The 25,972-nt window shown below is 51.6% G+C and carries 22 protein-coding genes; 4 read left to right on the top strand and 18 right to left on the bottom strand.

The genetic code is table 11. The annotated features are described in order from the left end of the window. Positions 1-90 precede the first annotated feature (90 nt). Complete coding sequence (locus H8730_RS02660) at positions 91-918, top strand: tetratricopeptide repeat protein (protein WP_177716667.1); 828 nt, start codon at positions 91-93, stop codon at positions 916-918. 226 nt (positions 919-1,144) lie between these two features. Here the strand turns inward: H8730_RS02660 and H8730_RS02655 are convergent, their stop codons facing one another. The 6 genes from H8730_RS02655 to rpsF all read right to left on the bottom strand — a co-directional run bounded on the left by H8730_RS02655 (position 1,145) and on the right by rpsF (position 5,523). Further along, on the bottom strand, positions 1,145-1,966 hold the full coding sequence (locus tag H8730_RS02655; protein ID WP_249289327.1) for a TrmH family RNA methyltransferase: 822 nt from the start codon (positions 1,964-1,966) through the stop codon (positions 1,145-1,147). Then, on the bottom strand, positions 1,966-2,637 hold the full coding sequence (locus H8730_RS02650) for a potassium channel family protein (protein ID WP_249289324.1): 672 nt from the start codon (positions 2,635-2,637) through the stop codon (positions 1,966-1,968). Before H8730_RS02650 ends, H8730_RS02655 begins: the two co-directional genes overlap by 1 nt. A gap of 50 nt (positions 2,638-2,687) precedes the next feature. Further along, positions 2,688-4,085 carry a TrkH family potassium uptake protein gene (locus H8730_RS02645; RefSeq protein ID WP_249289322.1) on the bottom strand — a complete coding sequence of 466 codons (1,398 nt, stop codon included), beginning with the start codon at positions 4,083-4,085 and terminating at the stop codon, positions 2,688-2,690. Between the two features lie 306 nt (positions 4,086-4,391). Further along, positions 4,392-4,637: a 30S ribosomal protein S18 gene (rpsR, locus tag H8730_RS02640; RefSeq protein ID WP_249289320.1), complete on the bottom strand. Its 246-nt coding sequence runs from the start codon at positions 4,635-4,637 to the stop codon at positions 4,392-4,394. 29 nt (positions 4,638-4,666) lie between these two features. Next, positions 4,667-5,206, bottom strand: coding sequence for a single-stranded DNA-binding protein (locus H8730_RS02635; RefSeq protein ID WP_249289318.1), 540 nt, complete (start codon positions 5,204-5,206; stop codon positions 4,667-4,669). 26 nt (positions 5,207-5,232) lie between these two features. Continuing rightward, entirely contained in the window at positions 5,233-5,523 is a 291-nt protein-coding gene (rpsF, locus tag H8730_RS02630; RefSeq protein WP_249289316.1) for a 30S ribosomal protein S6, read from the bottom strand. 314 nt (positions 5,524-5,837) lie between these two features. Between rpsF and H8730_RS02625 the strand changes: the two genes are divergently transcribed. Further along, on the top strand, positions 5,838-7,034 hold the full coding sequence (locus tag H8730_RS02625) for an FprA family A-type flavoprotein (RefSeq protein ID WP_249289314.1): 1,197 nt from the start codon (positions 5,838-5,840) through the stop codon (positions 7,032-7,034). Between the two features lie 132 nt (positions 7,035-7,166). Here H8730_RS02625 and aroB read toward each other — a convergent pair whose 3' ends face one another. The 12 genes from aroB to H8730_RS02565 form a co-directional block, all read right to left on the bottom strand. Then, entirely contained in the window at positions 7,167-8,294 is a 1,128-nt protein-coding gene (aroB, locus tag H8730_RS02620) for a 3-dehydroquinate synthase (RefSeq protein WP_249289312.1), read from the bottom strand. Positions 8,295-8,461: 167 nt separating this feature from the next. After that, a complete protein-coding gene (gene rd / locus H8730_RS02615) occupies positions 8,462-8,620 on the bottom strand; it encodes a rubredoxin (protein WP_177717862.1) in 159 nt (52 codons plus the stop codon). A gap of 53 nt (positions 8,621-8,673) precedes the next feature. Beyond that, the gene (gene pfkA / locus H8730_RS02610; RefSeq protein WP_430385368.1) at positions 8,674-9,642 is read right to left on the bottom strand and encodes a 6-phosphofructokinase; all 969 of its coding nucleotides are present in this window, start codon (positions 9,640-9,642) and stop codon (positions 8,674-8,676) included. 83 nt (positions 9,643-9,725) lie between these two features. Beyond that, positions 9,726-13,313 carry a DNA polymerase III subunit alpha gene (locus H8730_RS02605; protein WP_177717864.1) on the bottom strand — a complete coding sequence of 1,196 codons (3,588 nt, stop codon included), beginning with the start codon at positions 13,311-13,313 and terminating at the stop codon, positions 9,726-9,728. 29 nt (positions 13,314-13,342) lie between these two features. Further along, positions 13,343-14,764: an alpha/beta hydrolase family protein gene (locus tag H8730_RS02600; protein ID WP_177717865.1), complete on the bottom strand. Its 1,422-nt coding sequence runs from the start codon at positions 14,762-14,764 to the stop codon at positions 13,343-13,345. Positions 14,765-14,873: 109 nt separating this feature from the next. Further along, positions 14,874-15,978, bottom strand: a protein-coding gene (gene prfB / locus H8730_RS02595) for a peptide chain release factor 2 (protein ID WP_177717866.1) whose coding sequence is annotated in 2 segments (ribosomal slippage) — positions 14,874-15,902 and positions 15,904-15,978 — 1,104 coding nt in all. Because the reading frame shifts where the segments join, the coding sequence is not laid out codon by codon here. 58 nt (positions 15,979-16,036) lie between these two features. Continuing rightward, positions 16,037-18,619 carry a preprotein translocase subunit SecA gene (gene secA, locus H8730_RS02590; RefSeq protein ID WP_177717867.1) on the bottom strand — a complete coding sequence of 861 codons (2,583 nt, stop codon included), beginning with the start codon at positions 18,617-18,619 and terminating at the stop codon, positions 16,037-16,039. Positions 18,620-18,974: 355 nt separating this feature from the next. After that, positions 18,975-19,511, bottom strand: a complete 537-nt coding sequence (hpf, locus tag H8730_RS02585) for a ribosome hibernation-promoting factor, HPF/YfiA family (RefSeq protein WP_177717869.1) — start codon at positions 19,509-19,511, stop codon at positions 18,975-18,977. Between the two features lie 427 nt (positions 19,512-19,938). After that, positions 19,939-20,406 (bottom strand): CYTH domain-containing protein, encoded by a 468-nt coding sequence (locus tag H8730_RS02580; protein ID WP_346726543.1) that lies wholly within the window; start codon positions 20,404-20,406, stop codon positions 19,939-19,941. A gap of 81 nt (positions 20,407-20,487) precedes the next feature. Beyond that, positions 20,488-22,008 (bottom strand): NERD domain-containing protein, encoded by a 1,521-nt coding sequence (locus H8730_RS02575; RefSeq protein WP_177717873.1) that lies wholly within the window; start codon positions 22,006-22,008, stop codon positions 20,488-20,490. Between the two features lie 91 nt (positions 22,009-22,099). Then, positions 22,100-22,963 carry an epoxyqueuosine reductase gene (locus H8730_RS02570; protein WP_177717875.1) on the bottom strand — a complete coding sequence of 288 codons (864 nt, stop codon included), beginning with the start codon at positions 22,961-22,963 and terminating at the stop codon, positions 22,100-22,102. A gap of 195 nt (positions 22,964-23,158) precedes the next feature. After that, positions 23,159-23,896, bottom strand: a complete 738-nt coding sequence (locus H8730_RS02565) for a glycerophosphodiester phosphodiesterase (RefSeq protein WP_177717877.1) — start codon at positions 23,894-23,896, stop codon at positions 23,159-23,161. A gap of 168 nt (positions 23,897-24,064) precedes the next feature. Here H8730_RS02565 and H8730_RS02560 point away from each other — a divergent pair, with 168 nt between their 5' ends. Further along, positions 24,065-24,682: a hypothetical protein gene (locus H8730_RS02560; protein ID WP_249289310.1), complete on the top strand. Its 618-nt coding sequence runs from the start codon at positions 24,065-24,067 to the stop codon at positions 24,680-24,682. Then, positions 24,679-25,947: a hypothetical protein gene (locus tag H8730_RS02555; RefSeq protein WP_249289309.1), complete on the top strand. Its 1,269-nt coding sequence runs from the start codon at positions 24,679-24,681 to the stop codon at positions 25,945-25,947. The genes H8730_RS02560 and H8730_RS02555 overlap by 4 nt, the downstream gene beginning before the upstream one ends. Positions 25,948-25,972: the final 25 nt, after the last annotated feature.

The raw sequence follows: 25,972 nt of genomic DNA, 5'->3' as shown, positions 1-25,972 counted from the left end.
ATTTTTGTCTTTTCTCTTGAAGCGCAACTTCCGACATGTTATGATATGAAATATTACATCCAACTTACGTTGTTTTAGGAGGAATTCCATTTGAATTTTATAAAAAAACATCCCTATTTCATCAGTCTCGTGTTGGGAACGGTCTTAATTTTTGTCCTGCGCCTCCCTTGGTACTCCATCTTTATTTTTTATGCGGTGTATGGCTTGATTATGTATTTTACTCACTTCGCTACCTGTGTCGGCATGACCGGTTATCTCATTGACGCTTTTCTGCACAAGGAAAAATGGGCTATCCCCTTCTATCGGTACGCAGCCAACCACGGGAGCAAATGTGTCTATGGCCTGTTGGCCTATGGCCTCCATCTGTTGCGGGAGTGTCACTATCCCGAGGCCCTGGCCATTTTTGAGCGGCTCGTATCATTCGAGAAAATTAATCCTATGATGTTAAAGTATGCCAGACAGGATTTGGCCATCGCCTACTGGAAGATGGGAGATCTGACAAAGGCAATCGACACAATGGAGCAGATGCTCAAGGACTATGAGTATTTCAGCATCGATTTTTATACCACCATCGGATACTTCTATATAGAAGCTGGCAACTACGACAAGGCGACGGAATTCTCCAACAAGGCCCTGGACGAGGATGAGAGTCATGGACCGGCTTACGACAATCTCGGACAGATTCAATACCGGCTAGGCAACTATGAGGAGGCGGAATCCCTTTTGCTCAAAGCCCTTGATTTAAAAGAAACCATGGCCGACAGCAAATACTATCTTGGCATGATCTACGAGTCCTGGGGCGAGACAGAATCGGCCCGCAATTACTTTATCGCCGCTCACAACTCAAAGGTGACCGGGATGAATACCATCACGCGCGAAACGATTGAAGAAAAATATAGGGAGTATGAGAATGCCTGATTTCTCTTCAAAAAAGTTATAGCGAATTTCTGATTCTCTTTGCATTGGTGGGCAATTTTTGTTAACGGAAGATACCCGCATACTCCGGCACTTTCAAGCCTAACACGGCAATCTGCATCCAACCGCCATAACGAATAAGCTGCGCCAAATCTTTTCGTATCAGCCACATATACCTAATTTTTGAAATATTGAATCCGCCTTACGGAGGCTCCTATCCGAAGCCTCCTTATTTTTTACTGCCGCTCATCCGCTGCCGAATCACATCATACACAAGAATGGCGGCCGCCACCGCCGCATTGAGAGATTCCGCGCGGCCAGGCTGCGGGATCTTGACAAGCATGTCCGACAGCGAAGCGGCGCCTTTGGATAGTCCAGCACCCTCATTTCCGATCAAAATAGCGCAGGGTCCCGTCAAATCCTGTTGAAAATATGGAGCGTCCCCGTCCAGATGAGCGGCCAAAATTTGAATTCCCTGATTTCGGAGCCAGATCAGCGTTTCCGAAAGGTTTTCCGCCACGTGGAAGGGAAGATGAAACACAGACCCCATGGATGCCCGAACCACTTTCGCGTTATAGAAATCGACTGTCTTCTCTGTACAGATGATGCCATTCGCCCCCGCCGCGTCCGCCGTGCGCAGAATCGTTCCCGCATTCCCCGGGTCTTGCAGATCCTCCAAGATCACAAGCAAAGGCGTGGTCGATTGATGCTCCAGGACGTCCTGCAAAGTAAAATAGCGCCGGCGCACCACCGCGAGAATCCCCTGTGGTGACTGGGTGCCGGCAATGGCATTCAATATGCTGTCCGGCGTGTGGCAAAACGCAGAGGGCCGGAGCCTCTGGGCGATCTCCCAGCCCAAGGCATGATTCTGCCCCCAAAATGTATCCGAGACCCACAGGCTTTCCGTCTCCCAGTCCCCGGTGAGTTCCTCAACACTTCGCGCTCCCTCCACGATAAAACATCCGGCCTCCTTTGACGCCCTGGGTTGTTTCAGCTTAGCTGCCGCCTTTACAGCCGGGTTGGAGAGGCTTGTAATTCGTTTTGGTTCCATCAGGATATCTCCAAATTCGTGACGCGCTTAATATCCTGATTCGATCCTATGACGACGAGAATATCCGCTTGATTCATGCGCCGCTGAGCGCCCGGCGACACATCAATCTGACCGCCTTCGCCTCGGATTGCCACGACATTGAGGCCGAATCGTGCCCGCATATTTAGCTCGATCAATGTCTTGCCGATCCATTCGTCCCGGACACCAATCTCCACAATGCTATATTTATCCGATAATTCAATATAATCCATGATATTGTTGGCAACGAGATTTCGAGCTAGCCTCGCCCCCATCTCCCGCTCGGGAAATACAATTCGATCCGCTCCGATTCGCTCCAACACTTTTTTATGCAGTTCATTCTGCGCTTTTGCTATAATATAGCTTACTCCCAGATCTTTGACCAGCATCGTGGTCATGATGCTGGACTGCATATCCTGGCTGATGGCGATAATTGCCACGTCAAAATTGCTGACGCCTAGCGTCTTTAAACTGTCCATATCCGTGGCATCCGCCTGCACGGCGTGCGTGACATATTGTGAAACTTCATCCACCTTTTCCTCGCTCTTGTCGACAGCTAAAACGTTGCATCCGAGCCTTCCCAGCATGATGGCAATGCTCTCTCCAAATTTTCCAAGTCCAAAAACGACAAACTCTTTTCGACCTCGCTTCATGTCAATCCTCCATGATTTGTCTCCTCAATGTTTAGTCCGTCCCTTGCGCATCATCCAACCATGACATTCTCTTCCGCTGGCTTGATGTGCGCGTCATTATTTTTTAAGCTGGCCGTAAACGCCACTGCCATGGTCATCGGCCCCAGCCGGCCGACAAACATGGTGAAGGCCAAAACACATTTGGTTCCGGTCCGCAGAGAACCTGTGATTCCGACACTGAGTCCCACCGTTCCAAAAGCGGAGGTGGTCTCAAACAGAAGGGAAATGAAGTCCGCAGACTCAAACAGGTTTAAGATCATGGTAACGCCCATGACCAGCGTCAAGCTTATCCAGAAAACCGCCATGGATTTTCGGATCGTCTCCTCACCGATACGCCTTCCGAAGACTTCCGTATACCGCTTGCCTCGGACTACAGAGATTACCGTGATCAACAGGACTGCAATGGTGACAGTCTTGATTCCGCCCGCTGTGCCGCCAGAGGAGCCTCCGATGAACATCAGGATGATGGTCATGAATTTCGATGACTCATTGAGTCCTCCCTGACTGATGGAATTAAACCCTGCGGTCCGCGTGCTGACAGATTGGAACAGAGCACCCAACACCTTGTCCTTTCCGCTGAGGCCTCCCAGCGTCTCCGGATTGCTCCACTCCACAATCAGAAAGAAAAGGAAGCCCAGGAGGATCAGGCTTACCGAGATAACCAGCACTAGCTTGGAATGGAGATGCAGCTTAGAAAAACAGCGCCTCCATGAAAGCCGTTCCCGCCAGCGGTTTCGAAACATCTCCAGCAGATCCATCCACACCACAAAGCCTAGCCCCCCCAGAATGATCAGCGCCATGATGACAAAATTTACAAGCAAATCTCCCGTGTAGGATTCCATGTTGTTCCCGATAATATCGAAGCCCGCGTTACAGAAGGCCGAAACGGAGTGAAATATGCTAAAAAAGATTCCCTTGCCGGCGCCGTACTGGGGAATAAAACGGAAAGACAGCAGGAACGCTCCGATTCCCTCCACAAGAAACGTCCCTATCAGGATCCGCCTCGTCAGCTTCACGATTCCCGACAGTGTGGACTGATTGAGAGCTTCCTGAATAACCAAGCGTTCCTTCAAAGTGATTCTACGACCCATAATCATAAAAATTAGCGTCGTGAATGCCATAAACCCAAGGCCGCCGATTTGAATCAGCGCTAAGATCACACACTGCCCGAAAATGCTCCACTGCGCAGCAGTGTTGACGACGACGAGACCTGTGACACATACCGCGGAGGTTGAAGTAAAGAAGGCATCGACCCAAGAAATGCTCTCTCCGTCCACACTGGATATCGGCAGCTTTAGCGCAATCGTCCCCAGAATCAGCACGAGCAAAAAGCCAAGCACTAGAACTCTCGCTGGCTTGACTGATTTTAACCTTTTTGCGCTCTCCAGCCCTGTATCTTCCATGAGCATAGTATCCTCCAATTGACATACGATTTGCAGCGGTATCCCGTTTGCTCCCGCACCGCTCATTTCCTATGTGGATATTATATCACAGATATGGCTTTTTGAAAGAGCCAATTTGCTAGATTTTCCTATCTTTATTGGTCAAAAATCAGGATTCAGCACATAGCTCTTGCCATATACGGTTGATCCAAAATCTGTCACTCGCGTCACAGCATTTCAGAGTGCGCCCCTCTCTCAGCTGTCTCAACGATTTAAAAAGCTGCCTCCGACGAACCCTTGCGGGGATTCATCAAAGGCAGCTCAATCTGTGGCTTAATCCAACGTATATGGCATCAACGCGAGATGTCTCGCGCGCTTGATTGCAATTGTCAATTCACGCTGGTGTTTCGCGCAATTGCCATTGATACGGCGGGGCAGAATCTTTCCCCGTTCTGATACATACCGGCGCAACTTTGCTACATCTTTATAGTTGATCTGTTCTGCAGGACTTACACAAAAGCTGCACACACGCTTTTTGCGGCGCATTCCTCTCTTCTTCTGAGGTGCTGGTGCGGGCATGGAAAAAACCTCCTTTTCTCAAATATAGGTTAGAAGGGCAGATCTTCATCGCCCTCGATCTCATCTTCTATGGGCATAAAGCCATCCTGGTCGCTGCGGCGCTGCGGCGCTTGTTTGTACGCAGGCGGAGCATTGTTGTAGGATGGGGCCTGAGGCTGTGGAGCGTAACCGCCTCCGTTGCCGTAATCGCCGGCGGGCGGCGCTGGCGCAAAATCCGGATTCTGGCCTTGGTTTCTTCCCTCGAAGGATGCACGGCTCTCAGCGAAATGCTGCTCAGTCACCACCACATCCGTGCTCCATCTGCGATTTCCATCCTTATCATCATAGCTGCTGATTCGCAGTTCGCCCACGACAGCAACCATCATACCTTTTCGGAAATATTTGCCAGCGAACTCACCGCGGCCGCCAAAAGCCACGATATTGATAAAGTCAGCTTCCGGTTCGCCCTCGCGGCGATAGGACCGGTTAACCGCCAGGCTATACCGGCAAACCGCTGTCGGCTGAGCCCCCTGCGAATATCGCACCTCCGGATCCCTCGTCAGTCTACCCATCAAAATCACTTTGTTCATCGAAACCCTCCTTCGGCCTTGTGCTATTATTCGCCTTCTCTGACGATTAAATAACGAAGCACGGTTTCCATCATAATACGCAGATTCTTCTCCAACTCCACAGGCATCGTGGGATTGGATTGTGCTTTAATAAAGTAGTAGTAGCCTTCGTTCTGTTTGCGGATCTCATAGGCAAGACGGCGCTTTCCCCACTCTTCCACTTCAACGATAGTACCCTCATACTTTACAATGTAGTTCTTGACCTGCTCAACCACGGCGGCTCTGTCCTCATCCGTCAGCTGCGCAGACACTACTAAAGCGATCTCGTACTGGTTCATTGTCGTACACCTCCTTTTGGTCTTTGGCCCTCGAACAAACATCGAGAGCAAGGATTGATCGTCCAAGGTGATATTATAGCACAGATTATTCTGCAAAACAAGTGGTAAATTGGAATTTTCTTATCTGTCTTGCCCGCTTAGCACTTCCATATATACTATCGCAGAATGACAATCAATTGTGTCCTCTATTTCAAATATTTTAACAAAAAAATATTCTGCCGCCCCTTGACGCTCTGGATAAACTATGCTAATCTACCTATGAAGCGGCTTATCGCCGTTTCTCCCACTTTATACAACACCAGAGGAGGATTCCTATGCATAGTTTACAGGTTACACAAGATATTACGTGGGTTGGGGCCCTGGATCCCAATCTTAGGATTTTCGATATTATAATGGAAACCAAATATGGGACCACATACAATTCGTATATCGTCAAGGGCACTGAGAAAATAGCACTCTTTGAAACTGTGAAAGAAGGCTTTTTCGATGAATGGCTGGCCAAGATTGAAGAGGTCGTCGATCCATCGGACATCGACTATATCGTGCTAGATCACACAGAGCCTGACCATGGCGGAAGCCTTGCCTTTATCCTGGACCACTGCCCCAATGCCACTGTAGTGGCAACCCAAGCCGCCATTACATTTCTAGAGGAAATTGCGAATCGCACCTTTCCCCATATAGTGGCAAAAGATTCTGTAAGCCTTGATCTGGGAGGCAAAACGCTTCAATTCATCATGGCGCCTTTTCTTCATTGGCCGGACTCCATGTACACCTATATTCCAGAGTCGAAGGTACTCATCACCTGCGATTCCTTTGGCTGCCACTACGCCGATGAGAGGGTATTTAACGATGCCATCGACGACCCGTCTGACTTGATGGATGCGTACAAATATTATTTTGACTGCATTATGGGGCCCTTTAAATCTTTCGTTCTGTCGGCCCTGGATAAGATCAAGGACCTTGAGATCTCCATCATATGCCCCGGCCATGGCCCCGTTTTGCGCGAGGATCTGGACAAATTTCTCTCGCTCTACCGGCAGTGGGCGACGACAACGCCTCGGGATATCCCCTGTATCGTCATCGCGTATGTAAGCGCATACGGATACACAAAAACTATGGCGGAAGCCATCGCGGCTGGCGCCTCCGAGGCTGGACAGCTCGACATCCTGCTTTACGATTTGACCCAATCGGCCCCTTCCGAGGTCATGAAAAAGATCGACGCTGCCTCTGGAGTTCTCTTCGGCTCTCCCACTCTTGTGGGGGAAGCACTGCCGCCAATTTTGAATCTGCTGGCGTCCATGAATCCCATCATCCACAAGGGAATCTTGGCAGGCGCTTTTGGATCCTATGGCTGGAGCGGGGAGGCTGTTCCTCACATAGAAGAACGTCTGAAGCAGCTGAAACTGAAAATGCCCGTGCCCGGTCTGAAAATCCGTTTCAAGCCCAGCGAGGCACAACTCAGTGACTGCCGGAAATTTGGCCGCGATTTTGCCGAGGCCGTGCTAAAATAGGATCTCTTCGCTTAAAGGAAATCCCATTGCTCCGTGCTTTGGACTTTCATAGGATAGAGGGGCTGTGAAAAAAATGAGTTCTCATTTTTTCCCAGCCCCTCTTTGTGCGGTTCGCCCATATTCTTTTGATGCTTAGCCTATGTTCTTATATTCGTCGATCATGGCTCGCACCACATCCGGTGCTATTTTCTGCGCGCAATCTCCGTCAGCGGCGCGCTTCACTTTTCCCACAGATTCCAGCAGCACAAATTCCGCCTTCCCGTCCTTCGCCTTCTTATCCATACTCATGACCCGTATCAGCTGCTCCGCAGTGATGGAGTCCGGGATGCGGCACGGCATACCCAATCCTTCCAACACATCCATCTGGATTTCCATGGTCTCCCTTGTGCAGAATCCAAGTCGCCAAGCTAGATACGCGGCAAACCCGATTCCCACCGCCACGGATTCTCCATGGCTCAACAAAAAGTCGCTTAAGATCTCAACTCCATGTCCAAGAGTATGGCCATAATTCAAGATCTTGCGCAGGTTCGTCTCCTGCTCGTCCAGCCGAACAACCTCATTTTTTATACGGCAATTCCGCAGCATGAGCTCCTCCATCATGTCGGCGTACTCCGTCCCTGAGCGCGCTACGATTGTCTGCTGATGCTGCCGGTAAAAGGCAAGAAACTCTTCATCCGCGATAAAACCATGTTTCACTAGTTCCACCAGGCCACCGAAGTAATTTCGCTCATCAAGGCTCATCAGGGTCTGCGGGTCCATATAGACCACCGCGGGGTGGTGAAAGGCGCCGATGAGATTTTTCCCCTGAGGCACGTCCACTGCGGTCTTTCCTCCAATACTGGAATCCACCTGTGCCAGCGTGGTGGTCGGCACCTGGGCAAAGGGCACCCCCCGCATGTAGGTGGCCGCCACAAATCCCGCTACATCCCCCACAACGCCTCCGCCAACGGCTAAGATCGCACTGTCGCGGCCAAATCCGTCATCCAAAAGTGAATTCTCCAGCCACTCCTTTGTCTGTCGAGTTTTGCTGGCTTCTCCATGGGCAAATGCATAAACCTGCGCCGGAATTCCGGCCTCCCGGAGACTGCGGCACAATGGCTCCGCGTATAGAGGATTCACGATGGTATCTGTTATGATGGCGTAGCGTTTTCCCAGCGGGTTGCGTTTTAGCTCCGAGGCCAGATTGTTCAAAAGTCCCGCCTCGATAACGATTCGATATTCTTTTGGTCTCACCACTACATCCACGGATAATTCTTTCATAGGGTCCTCCATTCCGGAGCGATTTGTGGAGAAGGAATGCGGCGGTGGCTCTCTGTGACGCTCCGGCACAGAGAGCCATTGTGCGTCCGCCTCGCGGCGGAATAAGGTAAATCAAAACCGCCGGTTACGCCGGCGGTCTGCTCAGGAAATATCCATAAGCCTGAGTCTTATTCCTCCTCAAAGCTATCCTTTCCAACTCCGCACAGCGGGCAGCACCAATCCTCAGGCACATCCTCCCACGCGGTTCCGGCGTCGACTCCATTGTCAGGATCCCCGATCTCCGGATCATACACGTATCCGCATACGCTACATACATACTTTGCCATGTACTTAACCTCCTTTCCCATTAGATTCTCCAGTCTCATCTTCCATATGCATCTCAATACGTTGAAATGTCGACATTGGCTTTCCAGATATCCATGGAGACATCCCGATGCATGGCCAACGCCTCGTCAATATCATAATCTACGTATTGTCCATTCTTATAGGCGACCACCCGATCCGTCTCCCCCTTCGCTAAGAGCTCCACCGCGTATACACCCATCATAGACGCATGCTTGACATCCAAAGCCGTGGGACGTCCTCCCCGCTGTATATGCCCCAGAATCGTGGTCCGCGAATCGATTCCCGTCACCTCGTGAATCCTCTTTGCCAGCTCCTGGCTTCCACCGACGCCCTCGGATACAATGATAATATTATGATTTTTCCCTCGCGCGCGATTCTCGAGGATAATCCGCACCACCCTCTCAAAATCGGCGGACTCCTTGTCTTCCGGGATCATAATGGCGTCTGCGCCTGTGGCCAGGCCTGCCCACAGAGCGATCTCCCCGCAATGGCGGCCCATGACTTCGACAACGCTACAGCGCTCGTGGGATGCAGACGTATCCCGCAAACGTGAGATGGCATCCATGACAACATTGACAGCGCTGTCGAATCCGATGGTGTAATCCGTGCACGCGATATCCAAATCAATCGTTCCCGGAATTCCCACCACGTTGATTCCAAACTTGGACACATCCTTAGCTCCGCGGAAAGATCCGTCCCCGCCGATGACGACAAGGCCATCAATCCCGAAAACCTTACACATCTCGGAGGCGCGCTTTTGATTATCCGGCTCCAAAAATTCTGGGCATCGCGCCGTGTATAAGATCGTACCGCCTCTGTGAATAATGTCAGCGACGCTTCCAGCTGTCATCTCCACAATGTCTCCCCGCAGCAAGCCATTGTATCCCTTACGGATACCCATGACACGAATTCCTTTATTCAGCGCGCTCCTTGTCACGGCGCGAATGCATGCATTCATTCCCTGCGCGTCGCCACCGCTAGTCAAGACTCCTATGGTGCGTATCTGTTTATCCATTTCAGATGTTCCTCCTAAACTCACGTAAAAAATAGACTCCTGTGATATTGTACCCTAAACGGCCAAAAATTTCAATAGCTCTGCACAAAATCTTTCCGCTCCCCCTTCGACTCTGTCAATGCTACATTTGATTCGCCAAGCGCACCCCGAAGACTTTGCAGCAGCCGAAAACTCTGTGAGACGCCAAATCGCGCCTGCATTTTCTTTTTCTCCGTTTGCAGATAAATCCGCACCGGTACCGGTCCAGGAAATTCCTCCAAAATCTGGCACACCAGAGTCTGTTTTTGCAGCCAGTCCTGTTCTGTAGCAAAGCGGAGCCAGAGCAGAGGATTCTTGGGAGCTTCCTCCGCCTGCTGCCTTCTCCGTGGATGCCTATGCCCCAATCCCTCTTCCTGTCCGAAAGGAACAATCTGCTGGCAGATTAGTTTGGAATCCTCCTCTTCCGATACGCTGACTCGCCCTCGGACATAGATCTTCTGGTCTTCCTCCAGAAAGGTCCTATACTGTTCGTAGTCGTTGGGAAAGACCAGAACCTCCACTGTCCCGTACAGATCTTCTAGGGAGATAAACGCCATCATCTTATTATTCTTCGTAGCCTTGACGGTTTTTCCCATGATAATTCCGCCAATCACAACCTCCTGGCCGTCCACCAGCGCGGTGGAAGTTTCTTCATCAAAGGTCAGCTCCTCCCCATCCACAGTCTCCTGGAGCTTAAAATCCGATGCAAAATTCGTTACGTTTGCGCGCCAGCTGTCCTCCACCTCCGCTAAAGGATGCCCCGTCAAGTACAGCCCTAAAACTTCTTTCTCGTAGGAAAGCTTCAGGGAATCTGGAAATTCCTGCATGTCCGGCAGCGGATCTCTCTCCTCCTGCTCCGATTTTCCTTCCGGCATCTCCAATCCAAATAGATCGATCTGGCCACTGATCTGCGCTTTTTTCCACTGCGCCGCTCCAGCCATGACTGTTTGGTAGATCTGAATATATTGGCTACGGAATCCCCCCAGGGAATCAAATGCCCCCGCCTTGATGAGATTCTCCAGCGCCCGCTTATTCAGCTCAAAATCCTGCATCCGTTGGCAAAAGTCCATTAGGCTGCGGAAGGGTCCATTCTTTTTCCGCTCTTCCACCATACTGTCAATCAGGGAATGCCCAACATTCTTGACCGATGACAAACCATACCGGATCGCCTTCACGCCATCTTTGCACGATACGGAAAATCCACTGTATCCCTCATTGATATCCGGTGGCAAAATGGCAATCTCCATAGCCCGACAGCTCTGGATGTAAGCGGATACCTTGCCAGAATGATCGATGACGGAGGTCAGCAAGGCCGCCATGAACTCCACCGGGTAGTGATATTTCAGCCATGCGGTTTGATACGCCACGACGGCGTAAGCAGCCGCATGGGATTTGTTGAAGGCATATTTGGCAAAGTCCGTCATCTCATCAAAAATTGTCTCCGCCACCTGCTGGGGAATCCCGTTGGCGATACAGCCGGGTATGCCCTCCTCCTCATTTCCGAAGACAAAATTCTGGCGTTCTTTTGCCATCACATCGGCTTTTTTCTTGGACATAGCCCGCCGCACTAGATCGCTTCGCCCCATGGTATACCCCGCCAAATCTCGCACGATCTGCATCACCTGTTCTTGATAGACGATACAGCCATAGGTTGTCTTCAATATGGGCTCCAGCTGGGGAGCCGTATACTGGATCGAGGAGGACTCCCGCTTTCCCTTCACATATTTCGGAATGAATTCCATGGGACCAGGGCGATACAGGGAGATCCCCGCGATGATATCCTCCAGATTCTCTGGTTTTAACTCCCGCATGAACGCCGTCATACCCGCGCTTTCAAGCTGAAACACACCGTCGGTTTTGCCGGCAGAGATCATCTGATAGACTGCTTCATCGTCCATGGGCATGGTATCCACGTCGATGGTTATCTGCTCCGTCTCTTTGACCATATCGATGGCATCCTGAATCACTGTCAAGGTCCGAAGGCCGAGAAAATCCATCTTGAGCAGGCCCAGCTCTTCCAGCGTGTTCATGGTAAACTGGGTTGTGACGACGCCATCGTTGGCGCTGACGGGCACATACTCCACCACAGGCGCTTTTGAGATCACAACGCCTGCCGCGTGGGTTGATGAATGGCGCGGGAGACCTTCCAGCCGTTTCGACATGTCAATGAGATATCGAATCTTCTCATCGGACTCATACGCCGAGGCCAACTCCGGATTCATGGTTAGCGCCTTGTCGATGGTCATTCCAAGTGCAAAGGGAATCATCTTCGCAATCTTGTCCACCTCCGCGTAGGTCATATCCAATGCGCGGCCCACGTCCCGGATGACTAGCCGGGCCGCCATGGTGCCGAAGGTGATGATCTGCGCAACCCGGTCTTCCCCGTATTTCTCCACCACATAGTCAATCACTTCTTGACGGCGCCGGTAGCAGAAATCCACATCGATGTCCGGCATACTGATCCGCTCCGGGTTGAGGAAGCGCTCGAAAATCAGCTGATAGCTCAGCGGATTGATATTGGTGATGTGCAGGCAATACGCTACGATGCTACCTGCGCCGGAGCCTCGCCCCGGGCCTACCATAATGCCATGGGTCCTTGCAAAATTAATAAAATCCCAGACGATCAGAAAATAGTCCACATACCCCATACTGATAATGGTGTTCAGCTCATACTCCAGCCGCTGGCGGATCTCCGGTGTTTCCTGGGGATACCGTTCCTTCAGCCCCTTCTCACACAGATGGCGCAGATATTCCTCCGGGGTAAATTCCGATGGCACGTCGTAGGCTGGCAGCTTTAATTCGTGGAAGGTAAACTCCACCTGACAGCGCTTTGCAATCGCCTCGGTATTGAGCAATGCCTCCTTCGCATAGGGAAATAGCTGCGCCATTTCCTCCGGCGATTTTAGGTAGAAACCGCCCTCATACCGCATGCGGTCTGCATCATCCACTTTTTTATTCGTCTGTATGCATAATAGGATATCGTGGGCTGGGCGGTCCTCCTCATAGGTATAGTGGACGTCATTGGTGGCAACCAGGCCAATCCCCGTCTCCTGGCTCATACGGATCAATCCCTGATTTACCGTGGTCTGGTCCGCTATGCCATGATCCTGCAGCTCCAAGAAGAAATTGCCCTCTCCAAAAATTTCCTGATAGAGCAAGGCTGTCTCTTTCGCTTTCTCGTAGGACACATCCAACAGAGGTCGAGCCACGACGCCTGCCAGACAAGCGCTGAGAGCGATCAGCCCTTCATGGTATTCCCGTAAAAGTTCCAGATCCACCCTCGGCTTGTAGTAAAACCCCTCTGTAAATCCCAGAGAGACAAGCTTGATCAGATTCTGATAGCCTGCCTGCGTCTCCGCCAGCAGTACGAGATGGTAGTACTCCGCATCGGAACGCCCCTCCTTCTGAAAGCGGCTCTTCTCTGCCACATAGACCTCGCAGCCAATAACTGGGTGAATTCCTTCGTCGCGGCAAGCCTTATAGAAATCAATGACACCGTACATAACGCCGTGATCCGTGATGGCCAAACTGTCCATCCCTAATTCCTTCGCGTAATGCACCAGCTCTTTAATCTTAGACGACCCATCCAGCAGGCTGTATTCCGTGTGCACATGTAAATGGGCAAATGATGGCGTATCCACAGCCGCCTCTCCTCCTCCGATCTTTCGGTTTATTTTCCATTTTCCTCAATAAACGCGGCGATGTCCGACATGACCTCCTCTGGGACATGATTGGGAATATCATATTCCTTCGCACTGCCTTTATAGCATCCCTCCGACTTGACAAACAAATGATTTAACTCCGGATAGCTCTTGAACTGCGCGAAATCACAGTCCTTCATGACTTCTTTCCATTGCTCAAAGTCCACCTCCGCAATGATCTGATAGTCTTCCTCCCCCTGAAGGAATAAGACAGGTTTTTGCTCATCAATCAGCATCTGCGTATAGTCCATGGAATTCATATCTTTCCAGTAGATGGCCGGCATTCCGAGAAGATTGTCCTCCAGCAACTCTTCCTCATCCATGGTATCCAATTTCTTCTCAATCCGCTTCTTCTCATCGCTCTTCATGCTGATCATAATCTGAAGCTGGTCGTCCGTCAGGCCCGCCAGGCCATAGTTCAAGATCTGATCGTAGGCAGCCTGATACCACGGTCTTGACGTGGTTGCCAACATAATATATCCCGCAAAATCTCCGCCAGCCTGGTCAATCCTGGGTGCCAAGATTCCTCCCGTAGTATGCCCCAACAGATACACCTGATCCGCATCGACATATGGGAGTCCCTTCAGATACTCCGACGCTTTGACAGCATCCTCCACGATCTCGAAATCCACCGTCAAATTTTCCGCAATGGGGTTTTCCAGGTCCCACGCTTCCGGATACTGGTTAACTCGCTTGTTAAATCGAAGTACCGCGATTCCTCTCTCCGCCAGTCCCCAGGCGATATCCCGATAGGCTTTCGTGTTGCCCCCTGACATATCCATGTCGTTGGCGCCAACGCCGCCAACCAGGACGACGCCCGCTAGGCTTTCCATGTCCCCGGCATTTTTGGGAACCGTCAGCTTTCCGTCGATTGGGTATTGGGAATCCTCCCCCAAAACGATATCGAACTCTTCGACAGACTCCGGAAGTGTGTACGTTTCTTCATCTATATCCGCCGGCGTATAGAAGAACAAATCCAGCAATTGCCCTTTTTTGTTGAATTTGATGCTCAACTCTCTGACTCCATTTTCGAAGGTCAGCCGGCCTGTGGTGACCCAGTCGGTGCCATATACGTAGGCCTCTTCAAACTTAGCCTTCGTCAGGGGACCATACTCCGCAACATAGCTTTCATATTCCTCCCACTGAGGGCTTAAATCGATCATATCTTCCTTCTTCAGCGTAACCGGCGTCATAGTCTGTAGGTCATTGTACGTCCCGTCCATCATAACCCCCGTCGCCTGCTCGAAATTCTGCTTCGCCTGCGCCTTCTGATCCTCCGTCATCTGGCTGACGGCAACGCCGCCTACAGCAACTCTGCCGCAAGCGGTTGCAAGAACGGCAAGCAGCAAAACTACTGCTGACGCAACACTTCGTTTCGCCAATTTTCTCATATCGAACATCCTTTCTGTCCACTCCAGTCTACCGTTTATTATACCTGCTTGGGGAATAAATAGCAAGGTCTAAAAAAGGCGTGGAGATTTCTCCCCTCGCCCTCTTTGATTATTTGCTCAGCCACACGAGATACGCGTTCATGAACGCGTCCAGATCCCCGTCCATAACCGCCTGAATGTTTCCCGTTTCCTCGTTGGTCCGGTGATCCTTCACCATGCTGTACGGATGGAATACATAGGATCGAATCTGACTGCCCCAGCCGATCTCCTTGACCTCGCCTCGGATATCGGAAAGTTTCTCCATCTGTTTTTCCCGCTCAACCTCATATAGCTTGGCCTTGAGCATCATCATAGCCTTATCTTTGTTCTGGAATTGGGACCGTTCGTTCTGACACTGGACCACGATTCCCGTGGGCAGATGGGTGATTCGGATGGCCGAATCCGTCTTATTGACGTGCTGGCCGCCAGCCCCACTTGAGCGATACGTGTCAATGCGCAGATCATCCATATTGATCTCCACTTCGATATCATCGCTGAGTTCCGGCATTACGTCGCAGGATGCAAAGGACGTGTGACGGCGTCCCGACGAATCAAAGGGTGAAATACGGACAAGCCGGTGAACTCCCTTCTCAGACTTGAGATAGCCAAAAGCATTCTCCCCTGAAATCTGCATGGTCACTGATTTACAGCCCGCTTCCTCTCCGTCCAGATAGTCCAAGATCTCAACCTTATACCCCTTTTTCTCCGCCCAGCGGGTATACATCCGAAAAAGCATCTCATTCCAATCGCAGGCCTCTGTGCCACCAGCGCCAGCGTGAAGGGTTATGATTGCATTGCCCGCGTCAAACTCCCCTGAAAGCAGAGTGCGAATCCGAAGCTGCTCATAGCAGCGGATAAACTCGTCGATCTGCTGCCGGATCTCCGGTTCCATTGAGGCATCATCTTCCTCCACCGCCATCTCCAGCATGACCTGCGCGTCCTCATAAGCCCTCATCATTTCCTCGTATCCTTGAAGCTTATTCTTATAAACGCTGGCTTCCTGCAAAATCTTTTGGCTCTTCGCCGGATCGCTCCAGAAATCCGGTTCCGATGCCTTTAAGTCCAATTCTTCTACTTTTAACCGCAGCGCAGCCAGGTTAAAGTGACTCACCCAGTTCTTCTACCGCGCCTTTATATTTTTCTAGCTCTAATTTGTACTCATCAAACTCTAGCACATGTCTCACCCTTTCCGATGTAAAGTTTTGTTCCACAGCGCAAACGCATACGTTTTGTCTATGCGTCCCGCCCGCAACAATTCTTGTATTTTTTCCCACTACCGCACGGGCAGGGATCGTTGCGTCCAACCTTTGGCTCTGCGCGCTTGACCGGCTTCTTCGCCTTGGATGTGTCCTCACCCCTGTTGGTGCTCACATTTTGCGCTACCTCTTTGCGCTCGACTTCTTGATTTTCCTGAATCCGAATCCGATATAAGAACCGCAGCGTGTCCTCCTGAATATGTTGGCTCAATTCCTCAAACATATCATACGCCACGAACTTATACTCATCCAGCGGATTCTTTTGCGCATAGGCTTGCAGTCCAATTCCCTGTCGCATCTGATCCATGATGTCGATGTGGTCCATCCATCGATTGTCCACGACACGCAGCAGGATCATCCGCTCGACTTCCCGCATGCGATCTGGCTGGACCTCCTGCTCCTTGGCCTCATACAGTTCCTTCGCCTTTTCCGTCAGGCGCTCTGTATACGCCTGCTGCGTCAAGCTATCCAGCTCTTTCTGATCGACATCCAGATCTGTCAAGGGGATGACGGAGCACAATTCATCTCGAAGATGCCGGAAGTTCCATTCCTCCGCATATTTCGCCTCGCCAACCGCCTCCGCTACGCTGCGCTCCACAACATCCTCGATCATTCGCATGATCTCATCTCGCAGATCATCGCCTTCCAAAACCTTCCGGCGCTCTCCATAGATGATCTCCCGCTGCTCATTCATAACCTGGTCATACTCCAGCAAGCGCTTGCGTATGCCAAAGTTATTTTCCTCAACTCGCATCTGTGCCTTTTCGATCGCCTTGGAGAAGGTTTTGTCCTCGATGGGTGTGTCCTCTGGTATCTTGAACGTCTCCAGAACTTTTGTCATCCGCTCGCCGCCGAAGATCCGCATCAGGTCATCTTCCATCGACACGTAAAATCGCGACTCGCCGGGATCTCCCTGCCGTCCCGAACGGCCGCGCAGCTGATTGTCGATCCGGCGCGCCTCATGGCGTTCCGTGCCGATGATTTTCAGTCCGCCCAGCTCCGCCACACCGTCTCCCAGCTTGATATCTGTACCACGTCCGGCCATGTTGGTGGCGATGGTCACAGCGCCCTTCTGCCCCGCTTCCGCGACCACCTGCGCCTCCCGCTCGTGGAACTTGGCGTTTAGGACATTATGGGGAATCCCTTTCGTCTTCAGCATCTTGCTCAACAGCTCAGAGTCCTCGATGGTGATCGTGCCGACCAAAACCGGCTGTCCTTTCTCATGGCTGTCCTGGATATCCTCCACAGCGGCTCTGTATTTTTCTTTTTTCGTTTTAAAGACCATATCCGGGTGATCGATGCGGACGACAGGGCGATTGGGCGGGATCTCCACCACATCCATCCCGTAGATCTGTTGGAACTCGTTCTCCTCTGTCTTCGCTGTACCTGTCATACCGGCTTTCTTCTCATATTTATTGAAGTAATTCTGGAAGGTAATTGTCGCCAGCGTCTTGCTCTCCCGCTTGACCTCCACATTCTCTTTTGCTTCTATGGCCTGATGAAGTCCGTCGGAGTAGCGGCGCCCTGGCATAAGACGCCCCGTGAACTCATCGACAATCACAATCTGCCCATCCTTGACCACATAGTTCTGGTCCCGGAACATGAGATATCTCGCCTTCAGCGCGATGTTCACATGGTGGGCGATCTCCGCATTTTCCGGGTCACTGAAATTGGACAGGCCGAAATACTGCTCAACCTTTTTCACCCCATCCGCCGTCAGGCTGCAAGCTTTCTCCTTCTCGTCCACGATGAAGTCGCCTTCCTCCTGGATTTCCTCCTGCATCAGCTGCGCCAGCTTGGTCTGTTCCCCGATGATACGGCCCTTCTTCATCCGCGCTGCCAGCATATCCGCCTGCTTATACAGGGAGGTGGATTTTCCGCTGCGCCCGGATATAATCAAGGGGGTTCTGGCTTCATCGATCAAAATGGAGTCCACCTCATCAATGATGGCGTACTTTAGTCCTCGCTGCACCATTTTATTCTGATAGACCACCATGTTGTCGCGAAGATAGTCAAATCCAAACTCATTGTTCGTACCGTAGGTAATGTCACAGGCATAAGCCTCTCTCCGCTCGTCATTATTCATGGGATTGAGGATGCATCCAACCGACAGTCCTAAGAAGCGATGGATCTGCCCCATCCATTCCGCGTCACGGCTTGCCAGGTAGTCGTTGACTGTCACCACGTGTACGCCCTCCCCGGTCAACGCGTTCAAATAGGATGGCAGGGTTGCCGTCAGCGTCTTACCCTCTCCGGTCTTCATCTCCGCAATGCGCCCCTGATGCAAAATGATTCCACCTAAAAGCTGAACCGGAAAATGCTTCTGTCCCAGCGTCCTCTGCGCCGCTTCCCGGACGACCGCGTAAGCCTCCACCAGCAGATCATCCAAGGTCTCTCCCTTGTCAAGACGCTCCTTGAATTCTATGGTTTTGCCCCGAAGCTCCTCATCGGATAGCTTCTCCATATCGGGCTCCAAAGCTAAAATTCCATCGACCTGGGGTTGTATTCGCTTTAACTCTTTGGCGCTCTGCGAACCAAAAATCTTTTCTAAAAATGCCAACTACGTCAACCTCCAATTGTATGTTCCCGTGCTCTTGTCTATTTTATCATTAATCAAATACAGGCGCAACCTTTTTCTCCTTGCAATGTTCCAAAATTTTGTCCGTGGACGCCAATCGGTGTTCTTTCACTCCCGTGTTAAAAAAGTTCGCTTCGCGAACTTTGGAAGAACCTTCGGTTCTTCGAAATTATATCCGCCTTGCGGCTTTCTTATAGGGTAAAAAGGTTCGCTTCGCGAACTTTATTATGTCCGCCTTGCGGCGGACTTTCCTATAGGTTAAAAAAGGGGATGACGCGCTGTCATCCCCGCGAGAAGCCGTTCACGTGAATCGGTGAGCGGACGCTTTCCCGACATGTCATTCATCCGCCTCGATGAGGCCGTAGGTTCCCGCTTCATTGCGCTTGTAGACAACATTGACGGCCCCTGTCTCCGCATTCTTGAACATGAAGAAATTGTGCCCCAACAGTTCCATCTGGAGGCAGGCTTCCTCCGGGTCCATGGGCTTCATCGCAATCTTCTTCACCCTCTGAATCGCCAGCTTCTCATCCGGCTCTTCGCCGGCTACAGCGGCAAAATAATCAGAGCTCAGCGTCTTATCCTGCTTAGCCTTGTCGATAAGCTTCTTGCGATATCGGACGATCTGGCGCTCCAGCTTGTCCATCACCTCGTCCAATCCCTTGTAAGCGTCATCCGTGGAAACCTCAGCCCGAATCGCCGCCCCTTTCACTGGAATGGTCACTTCCACGATATAGTTGCGTCCTTCCGTGCGGAATGTCACCATCACCGTTGTATCTGGAGTAAAAAATTTCTCCAGCCGTTCCAGCTTCTTCTCCGCGACATTTTTCATTCCTTGGGTCACATCCATGTTCCGTCCCATATACTTGTATTTCATTTGGACCACTCCTTTATCTTATAATGCAAAACCCTCCCCAAAATAGAAAGCGTTTTTTATATAATCTATTTATAGTATTCTCCATTTTTCGGTAAATCCCTTTTTTTTGGAAAATTTTTTGGACACAGTTATCCACAAAATCTGTGTGGATAACTGTGCTGCAACTTGTGCATAACATATCCTGCATTTTTTTGACTCTCCTATCCACATCAAGTTTTTTGTGGATAATGTGGATAAGTCTGTGAGTAACCTAAAACAACTACTTTTGATGTTACAGGATTGTTTATAACTCGACTTATTCTGTTAATATTCAAATTTTCAAAAAATTTAAATTTCTCTGTCGACTGACAGTCTCCGCCATTTGCAGCAATCTGTCAACCAAATGATTAATTTTTATAAATTTTTCGACAACTCAAGTCAATACAACTCAACGATAGCTTTCCATCTGGGAAAGCCGGCTGTTCTGAAATGTCCCGTCATGGGAAACGTCCTCGCCAAACCATTGGGGCGGCGTAAAGTTGGCCATGGCCTCCCTGGACGTGAATTCCACCTCCACCAGCCAGAGCCCCTGCAATCGGCCCAAAAATTCGTCCAATTCCGCTACCAAGCCTCCTTCGAGTGGGATTCGATATCGGTTTTTTTCGATCACATAGCCATCTACCTTCTGACTTAGCCTCTCATACTGCTCCTTTGACAGCGAGAGCTCAAATTCTTCACGTTCCACCAGCCCTGTTCCTTTGACTGTGAGCACATACAGTTCCTGCTTATCATGACGAATGCTGCGAACTCGAATTACTGGCTCTGTACAGATATATCCCTGTGTCATATGGCAGACTGAATACATCTCCAAATGCTCTGGTCTCATCCGCATTCGATATTTCCGCTCGATTTCCACCCTGATCATCCTTTCTGACTTGATTACTGTGGATTAGAAGAGGCTGTCGTAAAATTCATTGCGACAGCCCTTTCCTATCGTTTACTCACTTTGTTTACGCCTAGCGGGCAGCTCGTGCGCGATCTTCTCCACCGCTTTGACTAGCTCTCCCATATCTTGCGCATGCAGCGAACCCCGGCTCTCCAACACCTCAAGATATCCGCGAATCTTGTCTCTGCCACCGGCACAGACATGGATATATTTATTCTTTGGCACCGAAATTCCTCCAATATCCGTCTCCGGTCCAAAAAGAATTAGGGAATGAAATGGGATCTTAGACAGCACAACCCACGGACAGATCTTATTAAGATTCTCCTGCATAATGTGAATTCGCATCTCATTCTTTGCCACAAGATTTGGGATCGTCCTTGTCTTTCCGGACTCCTTGACAATCTGCCATTCCTTTGAATGCCGCTCTCCCTGGATCTTTCCAGGCGCATAGCAACAATCTAGGACATAAACCGCCTTTTCTGTCATGATAACCAAATCCGGCCGCACTTTATTTTTTCCATCGCTGAAAATAACACCCGGATACATGTATCCTTTGTATTCACGAAAGGTTAACCTGGATATGGTATCCTGCCAGGAGCAGGGGCGATATGTACGTTCTAAGGCGGAATACACATCATATTGGAGTTTGCGGTTGGAATCCATGGAATGAAGCTCTGTCAGGTACTGCTTATAGAAAGGTGTTTTACGAAACCACGCATTCTTCCTCTGCATTTGATACGCTTTTTTATATCCTATCCCGAATGCCAACGCCGCCACTGCAAGACATACGACAGCGCTGCACCAGAGAAATGTTTTAGAATACGTCGGGGTCGAAAAAAAAGTGGAATTGGCGAGGACAAGAATCAGGGCGATCATGCAGCAAATGATTATCGCTCCGGCCAGAGCCAACAGGCCAAAGAGAAACCCATTCTTACAATATGATGGATCATGGCGTGGGGTGTAAATCCGGCTTGTCCCTATTTGACTGGTCGAACGCCTGATCTCTGTTGGAACTTTAGTTGATGTTCGTTCCTCAGCATCGGATGTATCGCCGTTCATCTCCTGCCTTTCACCCGATGGAAGGGGCCGGGGCTGACCGTTTTCCTCTTCGGTGGCGCTTTCGTCCTCCTCGCCATAGCCAAGAACCTCCGCAGCCTCGATCCATAGGTTTCCTTTCTCCGTGTCCTGCGCTACTCCGATTCCCTGAAGCAGACATTTTCCAAGCCAATATGCCGCCTCTCCATCTTCTTGCTCCGCCGCTTTATAATACCATCCTACCGCCTTTTCCGGCGATTGCTCTGGCCATGGCGTGTATTGTCCATTCATATATAATAGGCCCGCGACTTTCTGCGCCTTCACAAATCCATTCTCCGCCGCCCTCTCTAACCACCGCCACCCCTGTTCATGGTCTGGCTCCAGGTCCTGTGTTCCCTGATAGTAATAGACGGCAATCTGATACTGCGATGCACTGTCGCCACCTTCTGCTGAAGCCAATATCTCGTTTAACCGCTCCTCCGTGTCTTCCTCTTCCAGCGCTGGTTCCCAGTCCAGCTGTTCTCTGCCTTGATCCACGCGATCACCCGCCTTTCTCCTCTATTGTACTGAGTTTCAGCGAAAGAATCAAGGGGCAAAAACTTGCAAATCGATTAAGATTTGTCAGCGGCTATTCCTCTCCACCGTTGATGTTGAGATTTCGCAGTAGAACCTTTTTCCCTCTCCACGCAAAAGCCCGGTCTCCATAGATCTCCTGAAATCGCCGCTCAGACAGCCCTTCCAATTCCGCTTTTGACACTGTAATAATTCGATCTTCCCGAAATTCTGGCAGCGCTGTGGGGAGCAGGTGCTGATTCATAGGGCACACTCTTTGGCATACGTCGCAGCCGAATATAAGGGAATCTTTCTCCAGAATCGTCCATTCCCAGTCTTCCAGCTCCCCTTTTTTCTGGGTGATGGCACTCCGGCAGCGTTGGGGATCAAAAGTTCCATCTCTCTTCAATGCCCCTCCTGGGCATGAACGGATACACCGCTCACACTCTCTGCAAGCAGCCGCCATCTGGGGCTCTACCTCTTCTGTCAAAAAGGGAAGGTTCACTAGCATCGAGCCAATAAAAAAGTAACTTCCCATTCCTTTTCGGTACAGCAGATTGTTTCGCCCGGCCTCCGCCAAACCACCTCGCATTGCAAAATAACGGTCGATAACAGGCCCCGTGTCAACACAGACTCTCGCATGGATCTCCACTTCCGAGATCTCTTGATTCAAAAAGTGCAGCAGGCGTTCAAAATATTCCTTGATCACTCGATGATAGTCTCTCCCCCTACAATAGAGCGATAGATTCCCCGCTTCCTCTCCTGCATAATAAGGAAACAAGGCTGTTATCACGCTCCGCACATCTTCTAAAAGGTAGCTGGGAGTGGCATATTGCTTCGCCCGTTCCGGTTCCCATTGCCGGTCCCGCAAGAACTGTTCCAACTTCTCGTACGGTCCTGGTGGGAGAAAGGCGACAGCCTCAATCCCTATGCTGTTCATGAAATTTCGTACCTTCTCGGTACGTGCCCTCCACGCTGTCTGCCCGTCCTGCATATCATTCCCTTTCTTCGGAGTTCTCACCGCCTGCAAAAAACGTTCCCAGACTTTCTTTTCGGAAAAACCAGCTAAGAAGCAGGGAAAATACGGTCACAAACAGAATACTGACGAGAAGTATCCCGCTATTGCGCAGCCATTTTACAACGTTCGCATTTGTGCGTCCCGGATTTGGATTGCCCTCATGGGATAATTGGTGATAACCGCCTCGACACCCAGCGCAATCATTTTCTCAAGGTCTTCCTCTCTGTTGACTGTCCAGGGGTGTACGTTTATACCAGCTTTTTGGCAGGCTTTCATGTAGTCTTCACCTGTAATGGATGCATAATAGGGATGGATAGCCTTCGCTCCCACTGTTTTGGCATACTCCCACGGTTTATAAAGCTGCTGGCCGTACAAAATGCCCGTCCGCGCCTTTGGATTCAGATGCTTAACGACATCTAACGTGTAGTGGTTGAAGGAGGAATACCAGATTCGGTTCTCCACCCCGTACCGCGCAGCTAGCTCAAGGCATTTGCTTTCAATATTTTCGTAGGCGACAGCATCGGATTTGATCTCGACATTGATTTCCATGGTATTGTGCTGGGCCCAGGCATAGATCTCATCTAGTGTGGGAATCTCCATGGGCTGCTCTTTTGTCCCAGCGTTCAGCGCTTTCAGTTCCTTTAGGGTCATCCTTCGGATCTGTCCGGTTCCGTTCGTTGTCCTGTCTACCTGTTCATCGTGCATCACAATCAGATGTCCGTCTTTGCTAATATGCACGTCTAGCTCCAGGCCATCCGCACCTTGTTTCAGTGCAAGCTCAAATGCTTCCAACGTATTCTCCGGAGCTTCTCCGCTGGCCCCTCTGTGTGCCCAGACTTTTGTTTTGTTTTCCATTGTCATACCCTCCTGGCTTTTAACGCTTGTTTTTCTTTCCTGTCGATGATGGCAAAGAATCGTCTGCCTCTGGTTGCATACTGCTCCCTGTTTACGTTGATATTATATCATATTTGAACGGTTTTGGGCAGTTTTTTATATTAATATCGTGTGACAATGCCTCTCCCCGTGGTTCAGCCCTGCCCTCTTGGATTTTGCACGCCGGCTGGGGGGGGCTACTTCCTCACCGGCGGGCTTTCTCAGCCCTTCTCTCCGTGGGTCAGCCCTGCCTTCTTGAATTTTGCACGCCGGCTGGGGGGCTACTTCCTCACCGGCGGACATTTTCAGCCCCTTTCCCCGTGGGGCTCGGCCCCTCCTTCGAATTTTGCACGCCGGCTGGAGGGGGCTACTTCCTCACCGGCGGGCATTCTCAACCCCTTTCCCCGTGGGGCTCGGCCCCTCCTTCGGATTTTGCACGCCGGCTGGGGGGTGCTTCCTCACCGGCGGGCATTCTCAACCCCTCTCCTCGTGGTTCAGCCCTGCCCTCTTGGATTTTGCACGCCGGCGGGGGGGCTACTTCCTCACCGGCGGACATTTTCAACCCCTCTCCTCGTGGTTCAGCCCTCCCCTCTTGGATTTTGCACGCCGGCTGGAGGTGTCTACTTCCTCACCGGCGGGCATTCTCAGCTCCTCTCTCCGTGGTTCAGCCCTGCCCTCGCAGGTTTTGCACGCCGGCTGGGGCGCTCTGCTTCCTCTCCGGCGGGCATTCTCAGCCCCTCTCCCCGTGGGGTTGCCCTGCCTTCTTGAATTTTGCACGCCGGCTGGGGCGCTCTGCTTCCTCTCCGGCGGGCATTCTCAGCCCCTCTCCTCGTGGGGCTACCCTGCCCTCGCAGGTTTTGCACGCCGGCTGGGGCGCGCTACTTCCTCACCGGCGGACATTCTCAGCCTCTCTCCCCGTGGTTCAACCCTGCCCTCACAGGTTTTGCACGCCGGCTGGAGCGCTCTGCTTCCTCACCGGCGGACATTTTCAGCCCCTCTCCTCGTGGGGCTGCCCTGCCCTCGCAGGTTTTGCACGCCGGCTAGGGCGCTCTGCTTCCTCACCGGCGGACATTCTCAGCCCTTCTCCTCGTGGGGCTCGGCCCTTTCTTCGGATTTTGCACGCCGGCGGGGGGCTACTTCCTTGCCGGCGGACATTCTCAGCCCTTTTCCTCGTGGGGCTCGGCCCTGCCTTCTTGAATTTTGCACGCCGGCTGGGGGGCTGCTTCCTCTCCGGCGGGCTTTCTCAGCCCTTTTCCTCGTGGGGCTCGGCCCTTCCTTCGGATTTTGCACGCCGGTTGGGGGGGGCTGCTTCCTCTCCGGCGGGCTTTCTCAGCCCTTCTCCTCGTGGGGCTCGGCCCTTCCTTCGGATTTTGCACGCCGGCTGGAGCGCTCTACTTCCTCACCGGCGGACATTTTCAGCCCCTTTCCTCGTGGGGCTGCCCTGCCCTCTTGGATTTTGCACGCCGGCTAGGGCGCTCTGCTTCCTCTCCGGCGGACATTTTCAGCCCCTTTCCTCGTGGGGCTGCCCTGCCCTCTTGGATTTTGCACGCCGGCTAGGGCGCTCTGCTTCCTCTCCGGCGGACATTCTCAGCCCCTCTCCTCGTGGGGCTCGGCCCTTCCTTCGGATTTTGCACGCCGGCTGGAGCGCTCTGCTTCCTCGCCGGCGGACATTCTCAACCCTTTTCCTCGTGGGGCTCGGCCCTTCCTTCGGATTTTGCACGCCGGCTAGGGCGCTCTACTTCCTCTCCGGCGGACATTCTCAGCCCCTCTCCTCGTGGGGCTGCCCTGCCCTCTTGGATTTTGCACGCCGGCTGGAGCGCTCTGCTTCCTCTCCGGCGGACATTCTCAGCCCCTCTCCTCGTGGGGCTGCCCTGCCCTCGCAGGTTTTGCACGCCGGCTGGAGGGGCTGCTTCCTCTCCGGCGGACATTCTCAGCCCTTTTCCTCGTGGGGCTTGGCCCTTCCTTCGGGTTTTGCACGCCGGCTGGGGGGCTACTTCCTCTCCGGCGGACATTCTCAGCCCCTCTCCCCCTAGGGCTCAGACACCCCAATCCTATAGG

This window comes from Bianquea renquensis (assembly GCF_014384895.1).
GTDB lineage: Bacteria > Bacillota > Clostridia > Lachnospirales > Bianqueaceae > Bianquea > Bianquea renquensis.
Note: the sequence above shows the minus strand (reverse complement) of the source record. Positions and strands in the feature narration are given on the sequence as shown.

Excerpts from the sequence above, each read along its gene's own strand:
- H8730_RS02635 (WP_249289318.1), bottom strand. The coding sequence starts at position 5,206 with ATGAACAAAGTGATTTTGATGGGTAGACTGACGAGGGATCCGGAGGTG.
- H8730_RS02600 (WP_177717865.1), bottom strand. The coding sequence starts at position 14,764 with ATGAGAAAATTGGCGAAACGAAGTGTTGCGTCAGCAGTAGTTTTGCTG.
- H8730_RS02625 (WP_249289314.1), top strand. The coding sequence starts at position 5,838 with ATGCATAGTTTACAGGTTACACAAGATATTACGTGGGTTGGGGCCCTG.
- hpf (WP_177717869.1), bottom strand. The coding sequence starts at position 19,511 with ATGAAATACAAGTATATGGGACGGAACATGGATGTGACCCAAGGAATG.
- rpsF (WP_249289316.1), bottom strand. The coding sequence starts at position 5,523 with ATGAACCAGTACGAGATCGCTTTAGTAGTGTCTGCGCAGCTGACGGAT.
- aroB (WP_249289312.1), bottom strand. The coding sequence starts at position 8,294 with ATGAAAGAATTATCCGTGGATGTAGTGGTGAGACCAAAAGAATATCGA.
- H8730_RS02645 (WP_249289322.1), bottom strand. The coding sequence starts at position 4,085 with ATGCTCATGGAAGATACAGGGCTGGAGAGCGCAAAAAGGTTAAAATCA.
- H8730_RS02650 (WP_249289324.1), bottom strand. The coding sequence starts at position 2,637 with ATGAAGCGAGGTCGAAAAGAGTTTGTCGTTTTTGGACTTGGAAAATTT.
- H8730_RS02565 (WP_177717877.1), bottom strand. The coding sequence starts at position 23,896 with ATGGAAAACAAAACAAAAGTCTGGGCACACAGAGGGGCCAGCGGAGAA.
- H8730_RS02570 (WP_177717875.1), bottom strand. The coding sequence starts at position 22,963 with ATGAACAGCATAGGGATTGAGGCTGTCGCCTTTCTCCCACCAGGACCG.
- H8730_RS02655 (WP_249289327.1), bottom strand. The coding sequence starts at position 1,966 with ATGGAACCAAAACGAATTACAAGCCTCTCCAACCCGGCTGTAAAGGCG.
- rd (WP_177717862.1), bottom strand. The coding sequence starts at position 8,620 with ATGGCAAAGTATGTATGTAGCGTATGCGGATACGTGTATGATCCGGAG.
- rpsR (WP_249289320.1), bottom strand. The coding sequence starts at position 4,637 with ATGCCCGCACCAGCACCTCAGAAGAAGAGAGGAATGCGCCGCAAAAAG.